The 16,842-nt window shown below is 58.2% G+C and carries 13 protein-coding genes and 1 pseudogene; 12 read left to right on the plus strand and 2 right to left on the minus strand.

The window, feature by feature from the left end; translation table 11 throughout:
- The first annotated feature begins 83 nt into the window (after positions 1-83).
- From lpdA to ACSSNI_RS04375, 10 genes are all read left to right on the plus strand, one after another.
- Positions 84-1,520: a dihydrolipoyl dehydrogenase gene (lpdA, locus tag ACSSNI_RS04330; protein WP_200639452.1), complete on the plus strand. Its 1,437-nt coding sequence runs from the start codon at positions 84-86 to the stop codon at positions 1,518-1,520.
- A 175-nt stretch (positions 1,521-1,695) separates the two neighbouring features.
- Positions 1,696-2,862, plus strand: a complete 1,167-nt coding sequence (gene sucC / locus ACSSNI_RS04335; RefSeq protein WP_102836266.1) for an ADP-forming succinate--CoA ligase subunit beta — start codon at positions 1,696-1,698, stop codon at positions 2,860-2,862.
- Entirely contained in the window at positions 2,862-3,743 is an 882-nt protein-coding gene (gene sucD / locus ACSSNI_RS04340) for a succinate--CoA ligase subunit alpha (RefSeq protein WP_200639453.1), read from the plus strand. Before sucC ends, sucD begins: the two co-directional genes overlap by 1 nt.
- A 278-nt stretch (positions 3,744-4,021) precedes the next feature.
- The gene (brnQ, locus tag ACSSNI_RS04345) at positions 4,022-5,332 is read left to right on the plus strand and encodes a branched-chain amino acid transport system II carrier protein (RefSeq protein ID WP_200639454.1); all 1,311 of its coding nucleotides are present in this window, start codon (positions 4,022-4,024) and stop codon (positions 5,330-5,332) included.
- A 93-nt stretch (positions 5,333-5,425) separates the two neighbouring features.
- Complete coding sequence (locus ACSSNI_RS04350; RefSeq protein ID WP_200639455.1) at positions 5,426-6,151, plus strand: DUF599 domain-containing protein; 726 nt, start codon at positions 5,426-5,428, stop codon at positions 6,149-6,151.
- Positions 6,152-6,207: 56 nt separating this feature from the next.
- Positions 6,208-6,666, plus strand: a complete 459-nt coding sequence (locus ACSSNI_RS04355) for a PaaI family thioesterase (protein ID WP_200639456.1) — start codon at positions 6,208-6,210, stop codon at positions 6,664-6,666.
- Positions 6,663-7,109, plus strand: coding sequence for a PaaI family thioesterase (locus ACSSNI_RS04360; RefSeq protein WP_200639457.1), 447 nt, complete (start codon positions 6,663-6,665; stop codon positions 7,107-7,109). Before ACSSNI_RS04355 ends, ACSSNI_RS04360 begins: the two co-directional genes overlap by 4 nt.
- 44 nt (positions 7,110-7,153) lie before the next feature.
- The gene (locus tag ACSSNI_RS04365; RefSeq protein ID WP_200639458.1) at positions 7,154-8,404 is read left to right on the plus strand and encodes an MFS transporter; all 1,251 of its coding nucleotides are present in this window, start codon (positions 7,154-7,156) and stop codon (positions 8,402-8,404) included.
- A 141-nt stretch (positions 8,405-8,545) separates the two neighbouring features.
- Positions 8,546-10,453, plus strand: coding sequence for a molecular chaperone HtpG (gene htpG / locus ACSSNI_RS04370; protein ID WP_200639459.1), 1,908 nt, complete (start codon positions 8,546-8,548; stop codon positions 10,451-10,453).
- Between the two features lie 118 nt (positions 10,454-10,571).
- Positions 10,572-11,903 carry an IS4 family transposase gene (locus ACSSNI_RS04375; protein WP_448258974.1) on the plus strand — a complete coding sequence of 444 codons (1,332 nt, stop codon included), beginning with the start codon at positions 10,572-10,574 and terminating at the stop codon, positions 11,901-11,903.
- A 44-nt stretch (positions 11,904-11,947) separates the two neighbouring features.
- Here the strand turns inward: ACSSNI_RS04375 and ACSSNI_RS04380 are convergent, their stop codons facing one another.
- Both ACSSNI_RS04380 and prfC read right to left on the minus strand, forming a co-directional pair.
- Positions 11,948-13,573 carry a methyl-accepting chemotaxis protein gene (locus ACSSNI_RS04380; RefSeq protein WP_448258975.1) on the minus strand — a complete coding sequence of 542 codons (1,626 nt, stop codon included), beginning with the start codon at positions 13,571-13,573 and terminating at the stop codon, positions 11,948-11,950.
- Between the two features lie 213 nt (positions 13,574-13,786).
- Positions 13,787-14,041 (minus strand): annotated as a pseudogene (gene prfC / locus ACSSNI_RS04385) (peptide chain release factor 3); the annotation flags it as partial.
- A 263-nt stretch (positions 14,042-14,304) separates the two neighbouring features.
- On the opposite strand from prfC, the gene ACSSNI_RS04390 reads away from it, so the two are divergent.
- Together ACSSNI_RS04390 and sstT are read left to right on the plus strand one after the other, a co-directional pair.
- A complete protein-coding gene (locus tag ACSSNI_RS04390; RefSeq protein WP_325166591.1) occupies positions 14,305-15,315 on the plus strand; it encodes an amidohydrolase family protein in 1,011 nt (336 codons plus the stop codon).
- 276 nt (positions 15,316-15,591) lie between these two features.
- The gene (sstT, locus tag ACSSNI_RS04395) at positions 15,592-16,830 is read left to right on the plus strand and encodes a serine/threonine transporter SstT (protein ID WP_200639460.1); all 1,239 of its coding nucleotides are present in this window, start codon (positions 15,592-15,594) and stop codon (positions 16,828-16,830) included.
- The last annotated feature ends 12 nt before the right edge of the window (positions 16,831-16,842 follow it).

The following is a 16,842-nucleotide window of genomic DNA, read 5'->3' on the forward strand; positions in this document are numbered from 1 at the left end:
GGGCTGCAGTTGGCAGGCTAGTCATTTGCTGGGCCTGCTGTCTGTGGCCTTTGATTTTTTTGCTGCACTCAAGAGGATTCGTAATGAGCCAGAAATTCGACGTCGTCGTGATCGGTGCCGGCCCCGGCGGTTATGTTGCAGCCATTCGCGCAGCGCAGCTGGGTCTGAAGACCGCCTGTATCGAAAAATATCAGGGCAAGGAAGGTAAGACCGCGCTGGGCGGAACCTGCCTGAACGTCGGTTGCATTCCATCCAAGGCGCTGCTGGACAGCTCCTACAAATTCCACGAAGCCCACGAGAGCTTCAAGGTCCACGGCATCAGCACTGGCGAAGTGGCCATGGATGTTCCGACCATGGTCGCCCGCAAGGACCAGATCGTTAAGAACCTGACTGGCGGCGTTGCCGGCCTGATGAAGGCTAATGGCGTGACTGTTTTCGAAGGTCACGGGAAGCTGCTCAGCGGCAAGCAGGTTGAAGTCACCGGGCTCGACGGCAACGCGCAAGTTTTGGCGGCAGATAGTGTCATCCTGGCTTCGGGTTCCAAGCCGGTCGACATTCCGCCAGCACCTGTTGATCAGAACATCATTGTTGACTCCACGGGCGCACTGGATTTCCAAAGCGTTCCAGCCAAGCTTGGTGTAATCGGCGCTGGCGTTATCGGACTGGAGCTGGGTTCGGTATGGGCGCGTCTGGGGGCCGAAGTTACTGTCCTTGAAGCGATGGACAAGTTCCTGCCTGCCGCGGATGAGCAGATCTCGAAAGAGGCTTTCAAGGTGCTGAGCAAGCAGGGCTTGAAAATTCTGCTCGGCGCCCGAGTCACTGGTTCCCAAGTCAATGGCGATCAGGTCACGGTCAACTTCACCAATGCAGAAGGCGAGCAGCAGCAGACCTTCGACAAGCTGATTGTTGCAGTTGGCCGCCGTCCGGTGACTACCGATCTGCTCGCTGCTGACGCGGGTGTTGATATGGATGAGCGCGGCTTCATCTTCGTGGATGATCAGTGCGCGACCAGCGTTCCGGGTGTTTACGCCATTGGAGACGTTGTCCGTGGAGCAATGCTTGCGCACAAGGCCTCGGAAGAGGGTGTGATGGTTGCTGAGCGGATCGCTGGGCATAAATCGCAAATGAACTACGACCTGGTTCCATCGGTCATCTATACCCATCCGGAAATCGCATGGGTGGGCAAGACCGAGCAGGTGTTGAAGGCCGAGGGCGTCGAAATCAACGTGGGCACCTTCCCGTTCGCCGCCAGTGGCCGTGCCATGGCAGCAAACGACACAGCTGGCTTGGTCAAGGTCATCGCTGATGCCAAGACTGACCGTGTTCTGGGCGTGCATGTCATGGGGCCAGCGGCAGCCGAGCTGGTACAGCAGGGTGCAATCGGCATGGAATTTGGCACTAGCGCCGAAGACCTTGGCATGATGGTGTTCTCGCATCCGACAATGTCCGAAGCGCTTCACGAAGCTGCACTGGCGGTAAATGGTCACGCCATTCACATCGCCAACCGCAAGAAGCGCTAACCGCGTAGCAACAAACGGCGGCATGCACTGGGCTTCCAGGCCCGGTGCAGGCGCCGAATACCTTCGCGCAAGGTATGACAGGTCTTTGAAAGGTATCTTCGATAGTTTTCAGCGACTTGAGGTGACGCCGCAGCAATGTGGTGTCTGATGCACATCAAACCGAACGGTAGCTAAGATGAATCTTCACGAATATCAGGGTAAGCAACTGTTTGCCGAGTACGGACTGCCGGTCTCCAAGGGCTACGCGATCGATAGCCCTAAAGAAGCGGCTGAAGCCTGTGATCAGATCGGCGGTACCGAGTGGGTGGTCAAAGCACAGGTACATGCCGGTGGTCGCGGCAAGGCGGGTGGCGTCAAACTCGTCCGCAGCAAAGACGAAGCCCGAGCATTCGCCGAGCAGTGGCTGGACAAGCGCCTGGTGACCTACCAGACCGACGCCAACGGACAACCGGTCAGCAAGATTCTCGTAGAAGCCTGCACCGACATTGATAAAGAACTGTACTTGGGTGCCGTCGTTGACCGTGCCACTCGCCGGGTGGTCTTCATGGCCTCCACCGAAGGCGGCGTCGACATCGAAAAAGTCGCTCACGACACGCCGGAAAAAATCCTCAAGGCAACCATTGATCCGCTCGTTGGCGCTCAGCCATTCCAGGGTCGTGAGCTGGCGTTCCAGCTTGGGCTCAAAGGCGATCAGGTCAAGCAGTTCGTCCATATTTTCGTAGGCTTGGCCAAGCTGTTCGTCGACTACGATTTGGCGTTGCTGGAAGTCAATCCGCTGGTGATCAAGAAAGACGGCAACCTGCACTGCCTAGATGCCAAGCTGAATATCGACAGCAATGCCATTTATCGCCAGCCCAAGCTGCGTGGCATGCAGGATCCCTCGCAAGATGACCCGCGTGAAGCTCACGCAGCCAAGTGGGAACTGAACTATGTTGCTCTGGAAGGCAACATCGGTTGTATGGTCAATGGTGCCGGTCTGGCCATGGGCACTATGGACATCGTCAACCTGCACGGCGGCAAGCCTGCCAACTTCCTCGACGTCGGCGGTGGCGCAACTGAAGAACGCGTGACAGAGGCCTTCAAGATCATCCTGTCGGACGAAAACGTTGCGGCGGTTCTGGTCAATATCTTCGGCGGCATCGTTCGCTGCGACATGATTGCCGAAGGCATCATCGGTGCGGTCAAAGAGGTCGGCGTCAAGGTGCCAGTAGTTGTGCGCCTTGAAGGTAACAACGCCGAACTTGGCGCCAAGATGCTGGGTGAAAGTGGTCTGAACATCATCGGCGCAACCAGCTTGACCGATGCGGCCATTCAAGTCGTCAAAGCCGCGGAGGGCAAGTAATGAGCGTCCTGATCAATAAAGACACCAAGGTCATTTGCCAGGGCTTCACCGGCTCGCAGGGCACCTTCCACTCCGAGCAGGCTATCGAGTACGGCACCAAGATGGTCGGCGGTGTTACCCCGGGTAAGGGTGGAACTACGCATCTGGGGCTGCCTGTTTTCAATACGGTCAAAGAAGCGGTTGCGGCGACTGGCGCGGATGCATCAGTGATCTACGTGCCAGCACCGTTCTGCAAGGACTCGATTCTTGAAGCGGTGTTTGGCGGTATCAAGCTGATCGTCTGCATCACCGAAGGTATTCCGACCCTCGACATGCTCGAAGTGAAGATCAAGTGCGACGAAATGGGCGTTCGCCTGATTGGGCCGAACTGCCCGGGCGTGATCACGCCCGGCGAGTGCAAGATCGGTATCCAGCCTGGTCACATCCACATGCCGGGCAAGGTCGGCATCGTGTCTCGTTCGGGCACGCTGACCTACGAAGCGGTCAAGCAGACCACTGATGCCGGTTTCGGTCAGTCCACCTGCGTGGGTATCGGTGGCGACCCCATTCCTGGCTCGACCTTCATCGATATCCTCAAGCTGTTCCAAGAAGACCCGCAGACCGAGGCGATCGTCATGATCGGCGAGATCGGTGGTTCTGCTGAGGAGGAGGCTGCTGCTTACATCAAGGCCAATGTCACCAAGCCGGTAGTGTCCTACATTGCCGGCGTTACGGCGCCTGCGGGCAAGCGGATGGGGCACGCTGGCGCGATCATCTCCGGCGGCAAAGGCACCGCAGACGAGAAGTTCGCAGCGCTGCAGGATGCAGGCGTGAAGACAGTTCGCTCGCTTGCCGATATCGGTAAAGCGCTGGCGGAAGTCACTGGCTGGGAAGCCAAGTAGGCCTGATTTTCAGCTTGCGTGCCAAATGCCAGTCAGCCCTGTCTGACTGGCATTTTTGTTTCTGCAGGATGGCATCGGTGGCATTGCTCCGTCGTAGCTAACCCGAGCAGCAGTCGGCCGGCTTTGCGCTGCCTCTCATGGGGCTGTGACTCCTCGCCCTTAAGGGCGATTTCGATTAAGGTGCGTGCTTTTTTTCAGGCGGCTCGGCGTAGTCGTATCTGGAAGTAAGCGCTTGGCGCGTTACTCGTGCCGGAACCTTCTGTAGTGGTGATAGTTCAATGACTCGACTGAAAGGTCTCGATCTGCTGGCCCTTGGCTTTATGACGTTCGCGCTGTTTCTCGGCGCTGGCAACATCATTTTTCCACCCAGTGCCGGTATGGCTGCGGGACAGTCACTTTGGTTTGCTGCGTTGGGATTTCTGCTGACAGGCGTCGGCCTGCCCTTGCTGACTGTGGTCGCGCTAGCGCGGGTCGGTGGCGGGATGGATCGCTTGACCGCTCCGCTGGGCCGCGGTGCCGGCACGCTGCTAGCTGTCGCAGTGTACCTGGCCATCGGGCCGCTGTTCGCGACACCGCGAACGGCAGTGGTGTCGTTTGAAATGGGAATTGCACCCTTCACCGGCAACGCTGCCATTCCCCTGTTCGTTTATACGGCGCTGTTCTTTTCGGCGACGTTGTTCCTTGCAGTAAATCCAGGTCAGCTGGTGAACCGCGTCGGCAAGTTCATCACGCCGGTTCTATTGGCGGCGCTGCTTGTGCTGGGCGGCGCGGCCGTGTTCGCGCCGGCTGGCGACATTGGCGTCACTGCCGAGAGCTACCGCAGCGGTCCGTTGCTTAAGGGGTTTCTGGAAGGCTATCTGACCATGGACACCCTGGGCGCCCTAGTATTCGGCATCGTGATCGCAACAGCGATCCGTGATCGCGGTGTGTCCAATGCGGCGCTGGTAACCCGCTACTCAATGGTTGCCGGTGCCATAGCCGCGCTTGGATTGTCACTGGTGTATCTGGCGTTGTTCTATCTGGGCGCAACCAGTCAGGGAATCGCTGGCGAGGCACAAAACGGTGTTCAGATTCTGACTACGTACGTGCAACACACCTTCGGTACTACAGGGAGCCTGTTGCTTGCGATCGTGATTACGCTGGCCTGCCTGACGACAGCGGTTGGGCTGACGACTGCTTGTGGCGAATTCTTCAGCGGTTTGATGCCGGTTGGTTATCGCACTGTTGTGGTGGTATTCACGCTGTTCAGCCTGTTGGTGGCCAATCAGGGCCTGACACAGCTAATCAGTGTCTCTGTGCCCGTGCTGGTCGGACTCTACCCACTGGCGATCATGCTGGTGGCGCTGAATCTGCTGGATCGCTGCTGGGTTTCGCCTAGTCGGGTTTTCGTCCCGGTGATGGCAGTGACATTGGTCTTCGGTGTTGCGGATGGGCTGTCGGCTGCAGGCTTCACCGAGCTGGTTCCCGTTCTGTTCACCCGATTACCCTTAGCCGCGCAGAGCATGGGCTGGCTGGTTCCGGTGCTGGTGACGCTAATGATTGCGTTCGCAATGGATCGACTGGCTGGTAAGCGGCGTCTAGCAACGTGAGGTCCGTTGGTCCCGGGGTAGGGCTGATCGCCTGGATGCCTGGTCAGCGGTTCCGCTGGTTATAATGACGCGCATGTGCCCAGAGGGATCGTCATGCCTATTCCCAGTCATCTGCTGCCTCATCTGATCGCAGTCGCGTGGTTCGTGCTGTGCTGGGCCGGCTACACCCGGTACGCAAGCTGGCGAGGCAGGGACACGGCGTGCCTCGCCAGCGTCCTGCACCTTTATCGCCAAGACTGGATGCGACGCATGTTGCTGCGCGATAACCGCATTGCCGATGCCAATGTGATCGGCAATCTGGAGCGCAACGCGGCGTTTTTCGCCTCCAGTACCTTGATCATTCTGGCCGGTATTCTGACCGCGCTCGGCGCGTCGGAACGTGCTGTTTCGCTGTTGGCAGACTTGCCCTTTGCGCAGCCGGTCAGCCGTGGGCTTTCCGAGATCAAGCTGTTGGCATTGGCGGTCGTCTTCGTTTATGCCTTTTTCACGTTCAGCTGGTGCATGCGGCAGTACAACTTCGCTGCAGTGCTGGTGGCCTCGGCACCCATGGCGGGTGAGCGTAATGTGAGCGATCTTGAGCGCAAGTCTTTCGCCGAGCGGGCTGCCAGGGTTATCTCAATGGCTGCAAACCAGTTCAATTTCGGTCTGAGGGCGTATTACTTCGGTATGGCTACCTTGTCCTGGTTCATCCATCCCTGGTTCTTCATGATGGTGACCAGCGGCGTGGTGCTGGTTCTTTATCGCCGCGAATTTCATTCCGATGTACTTGAAGTCATGGTGTTCACGCCAACATTGCCTGTCGAGCAACCTAAGGAGTAGGGCTTGCGCAGGGAGAGCCGGTAAACTGCTTGGCTTGATCTTTTCTGAGAGTCCGCATGAGCGATAGTCTGATACTGGAGCGTACCCAGCGCTTCCTTTCCCTGTTACGTCACTGTCAGGTGCTCGGTATGCGTGTCGAGCATGCGGATACCAAGGGGCTCACGTTGCGCCTCCCCTATAGTGAAAAGATCGTCAGCAATCCCGAAAGCGGTCTCGTTCACGGCGGAGCGATTACCACCCTGATGGACACCACTTGTGGCATCTCGACGGCATGCGCGCTGCCTGAGCTTGAGATCTGCCCCACACTGGATCTGCGCATCGATTACATGCATCCCGCCGAGCCCAATCATGACGTGTTTGGCTTTGCCGAGTGCTACCGCGTGACGCCGACGGTCATTTTTACCCGTGGAGTCGCTTACCAGCGCGATATCAATGAGCCGATTGCCCACGTAGTCGGCGCCTTCATGCGCATGGGCAAGAATGGCTTGATGACAGGTTCGGAGGCACCGCAATGAGCGTACTCGATCTCGATGCCTTGGTCAGTGAAGCGCACGCCAGCAATGACTATGACGCACTGTTAAAAATGGTGCCGTACGCCCGTCTAATCGGTATTGAGTGTTTGCGACTGGGCGATGAAATGGTGTTCCGCCTTCCAAAGAATCAGGACAACATCGGAAATCCTACGCTTCCGGCGATCCACGGCGGCGTGATTGCGGGCTTCATGGAACATGCGGCGATGCTCCATCTGTTGATGTTCATGGGCGCACCACATTTACCCAAAATCATCGACTTCTCGATAGATTATCTTCGAGCGGGTCACTATCGTGACACCTTTGCCGCCTGCCAGGTCTGGCGCCAGGGACGTCGTGTAGCCAATGTTGCTGTGACAGCCTGGCAAACCAACCAGGCTGAGCCAATCGCGACTGCGCGTTGCCATTTCAAGGTCAACGAGCCCTGACAGGCCAGCCGCCGGCGCTACTGTAGCTGTCTCGAAGGTGTTGAATGGATGCGTTGCTGATACTGGGTGGGCTACTGCTGATCCTGGCGGGCCTGATCTGGTTGGTTGTTCTGGCGTTCGGTACAGGCTTGTTGTGGGGCGTGGGCAGCCTACTGCCTCCGGTAACCCTGGTGTATGTAGCTCGGCATTGGAAGGTCGCTCGGAAGGCGGTGGGGCTGTCCGGTTTGGGCGTTATCCCTCTTGTGGTCGGATTTACCTTGCTCGCCAACCACGAGCCGGAGCGAGTTGCGGCCATTGCCAGTCTTGAATGGCTTGAGCCTGATGAACAGACTCAGAGTCAACAGCTGAGTTTTCGTTTGCACGGCGAGCTTGATGGTCGTTCATTCAGTCCTCAGTTCGGGAGCTACGTTGATGGCGTGCTGACACTGCGTGAAGGCGACCAGTTGTTCGCTCGGCAGGAAGTGAGCATTCGCCTCGGTGCAAAGCCATCTGGGGCTATACAGGTCGATGTGCTTCCTCAGGACGTTGATCCTGCTCCCGTGGTCGAAATCAACTGGATGCGTCCAGAGCAGGAGCTTCCAGAGGCACGCCGAATTCAGAGCGGCTATACCCTTCACCTGAACCTGCAGCCAGCGCCGCCGAACAAGCTGATCGGTGACTTCCACCTGGTCTTGCCGGCCCATTATCAAACAAGCCTCAGCGGGCAGGTCGAACTGTTCACCGACAACCTTCGCTATCGCGCGGGTCGCGTGGATCTTACGCATGACTCGGTTGATACCCTAGCTTATGTGGCCGGTGATTATTTGCAGCGACGGTTCGAGACGCGGGATGTGAACATCGAAAGCGTAGCGCCTGTCAATTTACCCGCGTCGAGCTTGGTGCTCTCGATAAGCGCCAAGATTGAGGGAGCGGCGCAGCTTTTCGACCTGGCTATCAGCAAGGGTGACCAGGGTTGGGCGGTAGAAGATGACACTTTTCCCCCTCTGAGCGCCGCAGCCGAAACGCCGCTCAAGCATACCGCTACCCAAGGAGCGTCGCTGCCGGACAGCACTGCATCGCCCCGAGTCGATCGTCGCCAGCGGTTTTCCCTGGCCCGGTTGCTGCGCAATCCGGAGCGTTACGAGCACCTGCAAGTACGCGCACAGACCAAACGAGGGGGAGTCGCGGAAGGGCGCTTCCAAGGGCTGGATCGAGACGGCAATCTGGCTATCCGGCAAAGGCTGAAGGGCGCCGGAGAGGCGGTTTTCAATTTAAGTCCTGACGACATCGTTCTGATCGAACTGCTAGAACCCTAGCTCGCGCCTCGAGCGTTACTCCAGGAAAGACTGCAGCTCGCCTTGCAAGGGCTGCACTTGAATTTCCCGCGCAAGACCCCATCTGCTTGTCATCGCCGCAGTCGCGGTCCGTGCCATTGACGAAGTGGAGTTTGCAAGACGATGAGTGTGGAGACTCAAAACAAAGAAACCCTGGGCTTCCAGACCGAAGTGAAGCAGCTGCTTCACCTGATGATTCATTCCTTGTATTCGAATAAGGAAATCTTCCTTCGGGAATTGATTTCCAACGCCTCGGACGCCGCCGACAAGCTTCGATTCGAAGCGTTGGCCAAGCCTGAGCTGCTTGAGGGCGGGGCGGACCTGAAGATTCGCGTCAGCTTCGACAAGGATGCCAAGACTGTCACGCTTGATGACAACGGCATCGGTATGAACCGCGAAGATGTCATTACCCACCTGGGCACTATCGCCAAGTCGGGTACGGCTGATTTCATGAAGCATCTGACCGGTGACCAGAAGAAAGACTCGCATCTGATCGGTCAGTTTGGCGTCGGCTTCTATTCCGCCTTTATCGTCGCGGAGCAGGTTGAAGTATTCAGCCGCCGTGCCGGGACCTCTGCAGAGGAGGGCGTGTACTGGTCTTCGAAGGGCGAGGGCGATTTCGAGGTTGCCAACATCGAAAAGGTGGAGCGCGGCACCCGCATCGTTCTGCACCTCAAGTCTGGCGAAGAGGAATTTGCCGACGGTTGGCGCCTTCGCAACATCATCAAGAAGTACTCCGACCACATCGCACTGCCGATTGAATTGCCGAAGGAGTTTCATGGCGAGGAGAAAGACAAGCCGGCAGAGGCTGAGTGGGAAACCGTCAACCGAGCCAGTGCACTCTGGACCCGTCCCCGCACCGAGGTGAAGGACGAGGAGTATCAGGAGTTCTACAAGCACGTCGGTCACGACTTCGAGAATCCCTTGGCGTGGAGCCACAATAAGGTCGAGGGCAAGCTTGAATACACCTCGCTGCTGTTCGTGCCTGGCCGCGCGCCTTTCGATCTGTATCAGCGCGAAGCGCCCAAGGGGCTGAAACTCTACGTCCAGCGCGTTTTCATCATGGATCAGGCGGATGAGTTCCTGCCGTTGTACCTGCGTTTCATCAAAGGCGTAGTCGACTCCAATGACCTCTCGTTGAACGTTTCCCGCGAGATCCTGCAGAAGGATCCGGTGATCGATTCGATGAAGTCGGCGCTGACCAAGCGCGTGCTGGACATGCTGGACAAGCTGGCCAAAGACAAGCCGGAAGACTACAAGAACTTCTGGAAGCAGTTCGGCCAGGTTCTCAAAGAGGGCCCTGCGGAGGACTTCGCCAACAAGGAGAAGATCGCGGGGCTGCTGCGTTTCGCTTCCACCCAAGATGCTTCTGGTGAGCAAAGCGTTTCGCTGGCTGACTACCTGGGCCGCGTCAAGGAAGGTCAGGACAAGGTTTACTACCTCACCGGTGAGTCCTATGCGCAGGTTAAAAACAGTCCGCACCTGGAAGTCTTCCGCAAGAAAGGCATCGAGGTGTTACTGCTGACTGACCGCATCGATGAGTGGCTGATGAGCTACCTGACCGAGTTTGACGGCAAGCAGTTCGTTGACGTGGCGCGCGGCGACCTTGACCTCGGCAAGCTGGATACGGAAGAAGACAAGAAGGCTCAGGAAGAGATTGCCAAAGCGAAGGAAGGACTGGTGGAGCGTCTCAAGACTGCGCTGGGTGACGAGGTCGCAGAGGTGCGAGTGTCGCACCGTCTGACTGATTCGCCGGCAATCCTGGCGATCGGTGAGCAAGACCTGGGCCTGCAGATGCGTCAGATTCTTGAAGCCAGCGGACAGAAAGTACCGGAGTCGAAGCCGATTTTTGAAATCAACCCGGCACACCCTCTAATAGAGAAGCTTGATGCCGAGCCGGACGAAGATCGCTTCTCCGATCTGTCACACGTCCTCTTCGATCAGGCGGCACTCGCAGCTGGCGATAGCCTGAAAGATCCTGCGGCTTATGTGCAGCGTCTCAACAAGCTCCTGGTTGAGCTGTCCGCTTAACCTTTAGCTGTGTCATTGAAAGGCCCGTCATTGACGGTAATGCTGTTCACTTAAGCATTTGAGCCCTGACGGGGCTTCCCCGAAAATCCGATGTCAGGTCCCTGGCATCGGATTTTTTATGTCTCTGCAACAGCAACTGCTCGACTTAGGTGAACTGTTCAACTTCTCGGATCTGAGCACCTTCACCCAAAACATCCCGATCGAGTGGGTGGCATCCGCTCTGGACTTGTCCGCCCAGGCCACCATAAGGCGGCGGCGTCTGCCCAGCGATCAGGTGCTCTGGCTGGTGCTTGGCATGGCCTTGTTCCGTGACGAGCCGGTGCATGAGGTCGCACGACGCCTGAATATCTGTGCCCAGGGGCTGGCCTCTCACGACCTGCTGGCCCGAAGCGGTGTCACCGAGGCGCGTAAACGATTGGGTGCCGATCCGGTTGAGTGGCTGTTTCGTCAGACGGGTAACCATTGGGGTTGCGAGCGCTATGAGGGCGATACCTGGCAGGGCCTGCAAGTATTGGCCGTGGATGGCGCACTCCTGCGCACCCCAGACACGCCTGAACTCCGAGAGCATTTCGGCTCCGGCAATACCTCCACCGAGCGCCAGACGCCGTTTCCCATGCTGCGACTGGTAGCCCTGATGAACGTGCGCTCGCACCTGATTCTGGATGCGCAGGTGAGTCCCTACCGGCGCAGTGAGATGCGCTTGGCCGATGAGTTTATGCAGCAGATTCCCAATCAGTCGGTGACGCTGTTCGATAAGGGCTTCTGGAGTGCCGACTTGCTGTTGCGCCTGGGCGCCGCAGGGGAAAGCCGGCACTGGCTGATTCCGGCCCGCCAAGGGCTGGTTAGCGAGGAAGTCGCTCGTTACGGCAAGGGCGATCGTTTGCTGCGCATGAAGGTGTCGGCACAGGCACGAAAGCGCAACCCCGACCTGCCGACGCACTGGGAGGTGCGTGAAGTCAGCTACGCCGTGAAGGACAAGATCAAGACAGTGCTCACCTCACTGCCTGCGGATACTTACAGCGCCAAGACCATCGCCGAGCTGTATCAGGAGCGCTGGGAGATCGAGCTGGGCTTCCGGGATATCAAAAGCTCTCTGCAGCAGAATGCGATGACCCTGCGCAGCAAGGTAACGGAGCTGGTCTACCAGGAGGTCTGGGGCTTGTTGCTGGCCTACAACATCATCCGCCGCGAAGCCGGTCAGGCAGCCGTCGCCTTCGGCCGCTCTCCGGGCGACATCCGCTTCAAACCAGTAGCCCAATACATCGCCGTGCAATTGATCGTGATGGCGGCGGCCAACCCGGTTTCAGCAACAGGAAGACGATTGTCGGAGCTGAGAGCAGGAATCGGTGGGCTGTTTCTGGATCACCGTCCAAGGCCATCAAGACCAAGGACGGTGAAGATCTCAAAGACCCGTTATCCAGTGGATCGAAAGGCTGCTCCGCTTAAGTGAACAGCATTACGGCCTGGCGCCGGGTTTTTTCGTCGCTGGCCGGATTACAGGCGGAAGCGGCTGACCATGCTGTTCAGCTCCACGGCCAGGCGTGACAGCTCCTGGCTGGAGGCGCTGGTCTGGTTGGCGCCGGCCGAGGTTTGCAGGGACAGGTCGCGGATATTCACCAGGTTGCGGTCCACTTCGCGGGCCACCGAGGCCTGCTCTTCGGAGGCGCTGGCGATCAGCAGGTTGCGCTCGTTGATCTCGGTGATCGAGCGGGCGATCAGGTCGAGTGCCTCGCCGGCGGCGCGGGCGACGTCGAGGGTGGTGCGGGCGCGTTCATTGCTATGGCGCATGGCATTCACGGCCTGGTCGGTACCTTGCTGGATACCGCCGATCATTTGCTCGATTTCCTGGGTGGACTGCTGGGTGCGTTGTGCCAGCAGGCGCACTTCGTCAGCCACCACGGCAAAGCCGCGACCCTGCTCGCCGGCGCGTGCGGCTTCGATGGCGGCGTTGAGTGCCAGCAGGTTGGTCTGTTCGGCAATCGCACGGATCACGTCGAGCACCTTGCTGATGTCGCGTACCTTGTCGGCCAGTTGTTCCACCTGGCCGGCAGTCTGGGTGACGTCTTCGGCCAGGCTGTCGATGGAATCGACGGTACGCAGCACCTGGTCGCGGCCCTGCTCGGCCGTCTTGCTCGAGGCTTGCGAGGCTTGCGAGGTGCTGACGGCGTTACGCGCGACTTCATCGACCGCTGCGGTCATTTCATTGACCGCGGTGGCTGCCTGCTCCAGTTCGTTGTTCTGCTGGTGCATGCCTCGCGTGGAGTCTTCGGTGACCGCGTGCAGCTCCTCGGAGGCAGAGGCCAGTTGGGTCGAGGAATCGGCAATCTGCTGGATGGTGCTGCGCAGGCTTTGCTGCATCTCCTGCAGGGCGCGCATCAGGCTGGTCAGTTCGTCGTTGCCTTCCAGCTGGATGCTTTGCGAGAGGTCGCCCTTGGCCACGACTTGCGCGACGCCGACGGCCTTGCGCAGCGGTTGCACGATACTGTTGGTGAGCAGTACGGCGAGCAGGATGGTCAGGGCGATGGCGGCGACGATGATCGCCACTACCAGGTTGAAGGCGCTCTGATAAATCGCCTCGCTTTGTTTTTGCGCCGCCGCCGCGTTGTCATTGTTGAACTGGGTCAGTTCGTCGAGGGCGCGAAACATGGCGTCGGCATGTTGGTTGAGCGGGCCGTTGGCTGCGGCCAGGGCTTCATCATGACGCCCCTGCGGTACCAGTTCGATGATGCGCTGTTGCTCACTCATGTACGCGCGCTGGGCGCTGACCAGGCGTTGGAACATGGCGCGCTCGTTGTCGGCTTCCAGCAGGCTTTCATAGCGCGCTTCGTCTTTTTGCAGCTCCTGTTTGAGCTCTTCCAGTGTGCGTATGGTTTGCTGTTGCTGGCTGGCGTCACGCTGGATTATCAGGCGCAGGGTGAGCACACGGATGCGCAGGATGTCGGTGCTGATGTTGTTGATGGTTTGCAGGCTGGGCAGGGTGATCGTGTTGATGTATTCACCCTTGCTGTGCAAGTTGCGCATCTGCCCGAGGGAAAAGCTGCCTACCAGCAGAACCAGCAGGGCAAGCAGGGCAAAACCGACACCGGCACGCGTGGCCACGCGGACATTGCGAATGGACATATTCACCTCGGAGCAAGGAAGGGCAGTGTGAGCTTGTATCGTCGTGGCTGGGCGGAACTTGAGTGCAGCTCAGCGATTTGTCACGGGCTCAGGCGTGCGTTATGTGAACGAACGGATAAACCTACTCAGTTTAGGTTAAAGAGGCGCGTTGTCTGGCAAAAAGTGTTCGGCTTGGCCGCGTTGCACGGCCAAGCCGACTTGGCTGGCAGGGGGTTAGTGGTGTTCGCGGGTGGCGCGGAATTTCACGTCCGGCCAGCGCTCTTCCATCAGGCTCAGGTTGACCCGGGTCGGCGCCAGGTAGGTGAGGTGGCCACCGCCATCCACCGCCAGGTTCTCGAAGGCCTTGTCCTTGAACTCCTTGAGCTTTTTCTCGTCACTGCATTCGATCCAGCGCGCCGACCAGACGTTGATCGCCTCGTAGGCGCACTCGACCTTGTATTCCTCCTTGAGGCGGCTGGCGACCACATCGAGAAGTTGAACAGTTCACCTAAGTCGAGCAGTTGCTGTTGCAGAGACATAAAAAATCCGATGCCAGGGACCTGACATCGGATTTTCGGGGAAGCCCCGTCAGGGCTCAAATGCTTAAGTGAACAGCATTACGTCATTGACGGGCCTTTTTTGTTTCGAACGCGGCGCGGGGCTTTGTCGTCGGTACCGTTGCGGCGTTATGAACCGCTACGAGGCGGCACGGTCTATCCGCTTGTTCACTAGGAGGACATCGGTTGCTCAATATACGAAACTGTCTCGCGGCGCTGTGCCTGGTTGTTACCGTCACGCCGGTGCAGGCACGGGATTACCACTACAGCGATTCACATCTTCATTTCGTCGATTTTTTCCAAGAGACCGATGGCATGCAGCAACTGCTCAAGGCCATGGACGAGAGCAACATTGACCACGTGATGATCAGCGGCATTCCGGTTGCGAAGAAGTGGCACGAGAACGAGCCTAAGCGTCCGCGATACTACGCCGGGGATGACGCCGCCGTTTACTGGTACAGCGCGACCGATGTGTTAGTTGCGGCCGCGCTTAAAGAGCTGGACGAAGACCAGCGCAAACGCTTCCACCCGTTTCTGTCAGGGTTCAATCCAAACGACAAAAATGCCGATGCGCACATCCGTCGGATGCTGGATCTCGATCCTGGGCTATGGCAGGGGTTAGGCGAGGTCTTTACTCGGCATGACGATATAACCGCCCTGACCCAGGGCGACACGCCGCGCGCCAACAATGAAGCGCTTACGCGCGTGTATCACCTTGCAGCCGAATTCGATCTGCCGGTGATGCTGCATTCGAACATCACCTCCAAGCGCGAGCGCAATCCGCTCTATCTTGAGGAGCTCGAAGAGCCGCTGCGAAATCACCCGCATACCCGTTTCATCTGGGCGCATGCCGGGACGAGTATGGAGTTGTATCGTCATCAGAAGAAGCTCGACTTTCTCTTGCCTACCGTTAAGCGACTGCTTGATGACTACCCAAACCTGTATATCGATCTGTCATGGACCATGCTGGAGCCTTACCTACTGGATCGTTCGGGTAATGTCGACCCAGCCTGGGTGGCCTTGGTCGAGCGCCATCCGACGCGCTTCATGATCGGATCGGATGTGGTTGGCCGGTTTGATGGGGTCGGCGAAGCAATGCGCGCATTTGATCCTTTCCTTGATGCTTTGTCAGAACCTACAGCGCAGAAGGTGGCGCGAGACAATTTCCTTGATGTGCTGCCGCGAAACCGTGGCCGCGGTGAGTGAGATGAGGCAGTGATGAATGAGGTACACGCACGGTGGCGATCTCAAGGCCGACGCGTGTATCGGTCAAGCACTCAGCGCCCAGCTCCGCCGAGGCTATCGCTTTGGTAAGGAACGTATTCAGCACCATTGGTTCGAGAGTTCGACTATCCGTTTCGCCCCAAAGCTGGGCAGGGCGCGAGGAGATGGGTACCATTCGGCGTTTTTCGCAAGGCATTGGCTGTCGCTTCCAGGGCGATTGGCTTCGCCTGACCCAGCCGTCTACGCCGAGACTTCATCATGTCTAGCCTTTCAACCCAGTTATTCCGCGCTTACAACCGAGTCAGCCTTGTTACACAGATCGTCGTTGGGCTTGTTGCCGGCTGTTTTCTGGCCTGGCTGTGGCCTGAGACCGCAGCGTCGGTCAGTTTGCTGGGTGATTTGTTCGTTGCGGGATTGAAGGCTGTCGCGCCGGTATTGGTCTTCGTCCTGGTCACTGCATCACTGGCTAACCACAAGCGGGGGCAGCCGACGCACATTCGCCCAATCCTGGTTCTCTACGCATTGGGTACAGTCAGCGCTGCAATCGTTGCGGTTATCGCCAGCTTCGTGTTTCCGACGAGTTTGACGTTGGTCAGCCAGGCGAATGACGTCATACCGCCTGCGGGGGTAGGCGCTGTTCTAAAAACGTTGTTGTTCAACGTGGTTGATAACCCAGTCCATGCGCTGATTGAAGGCAATTTCATCGGTATCCTGGCGTGGGCAATCGGACTTGGATTTGCCTTCAGGCATGCCCGTCAGAGCACCCGCGATCTGATCTCCGATATGTCAGAAGGCGTGACCCTTATCGTCAAGGTTGTTATCGGGTTTGCCCCGCTGGGCATTTTCGGACTGGTAGCCGGTACCCTGGCTGAGTCCGGCTTCGCAGCGCTGGCCGGTTACCTACAGCTGTTGATGGTGTTGGTCGGCAGCATGCTGTTCATGGCGCTGGTGGTTAACCCTCTGATCGTGTTCTGGCAGATTCGTGGGAATCCCTATCCACTGGTGCTGACCTGTTTGCGGGAGAGTGGCATAACCGCATTCTTTACCCGCAGCTCAGCAGCCAACATCCCGGTGAACATGCAGTTGTGCGAGCGACTGGGACTGCATAAAGACACCTATTCGGTTTCGATTCCGCTTGGCGCGACCATCAACATGGGCGGTGCGGCTATTACCATTACAGTGTTGACGCTGGCGGCCGTTAACACGCTGGGTATCGCTGTGGACATCCCAACCGCAATTCTGCTCAGTCTGCTGGCGGCGATCTGTGCCTGCGGTGCGTCTGGTGTTGCAGGCGGCTCGCTGCTGTTGATTCCGCTGGCGTGCAGCCTGTTCGGAATTTCTAACGACCTGGCGATGCAAGTCGTTGCGGTCGGCTTCATCATTGGCGTGATCCAGGACTCCGCCGAGACCGCGTTGAACTCGTCGACGGATGCGCTTTTTACCGCAGCATCGTGCATGGCGCACGGAGATGTAGAAGGCGCTGTGCAGACGTCCTGAACCGCCTGCGTC

This window comes from Stutzerimonas tianxiuensis, assembly GCF_053470365.1.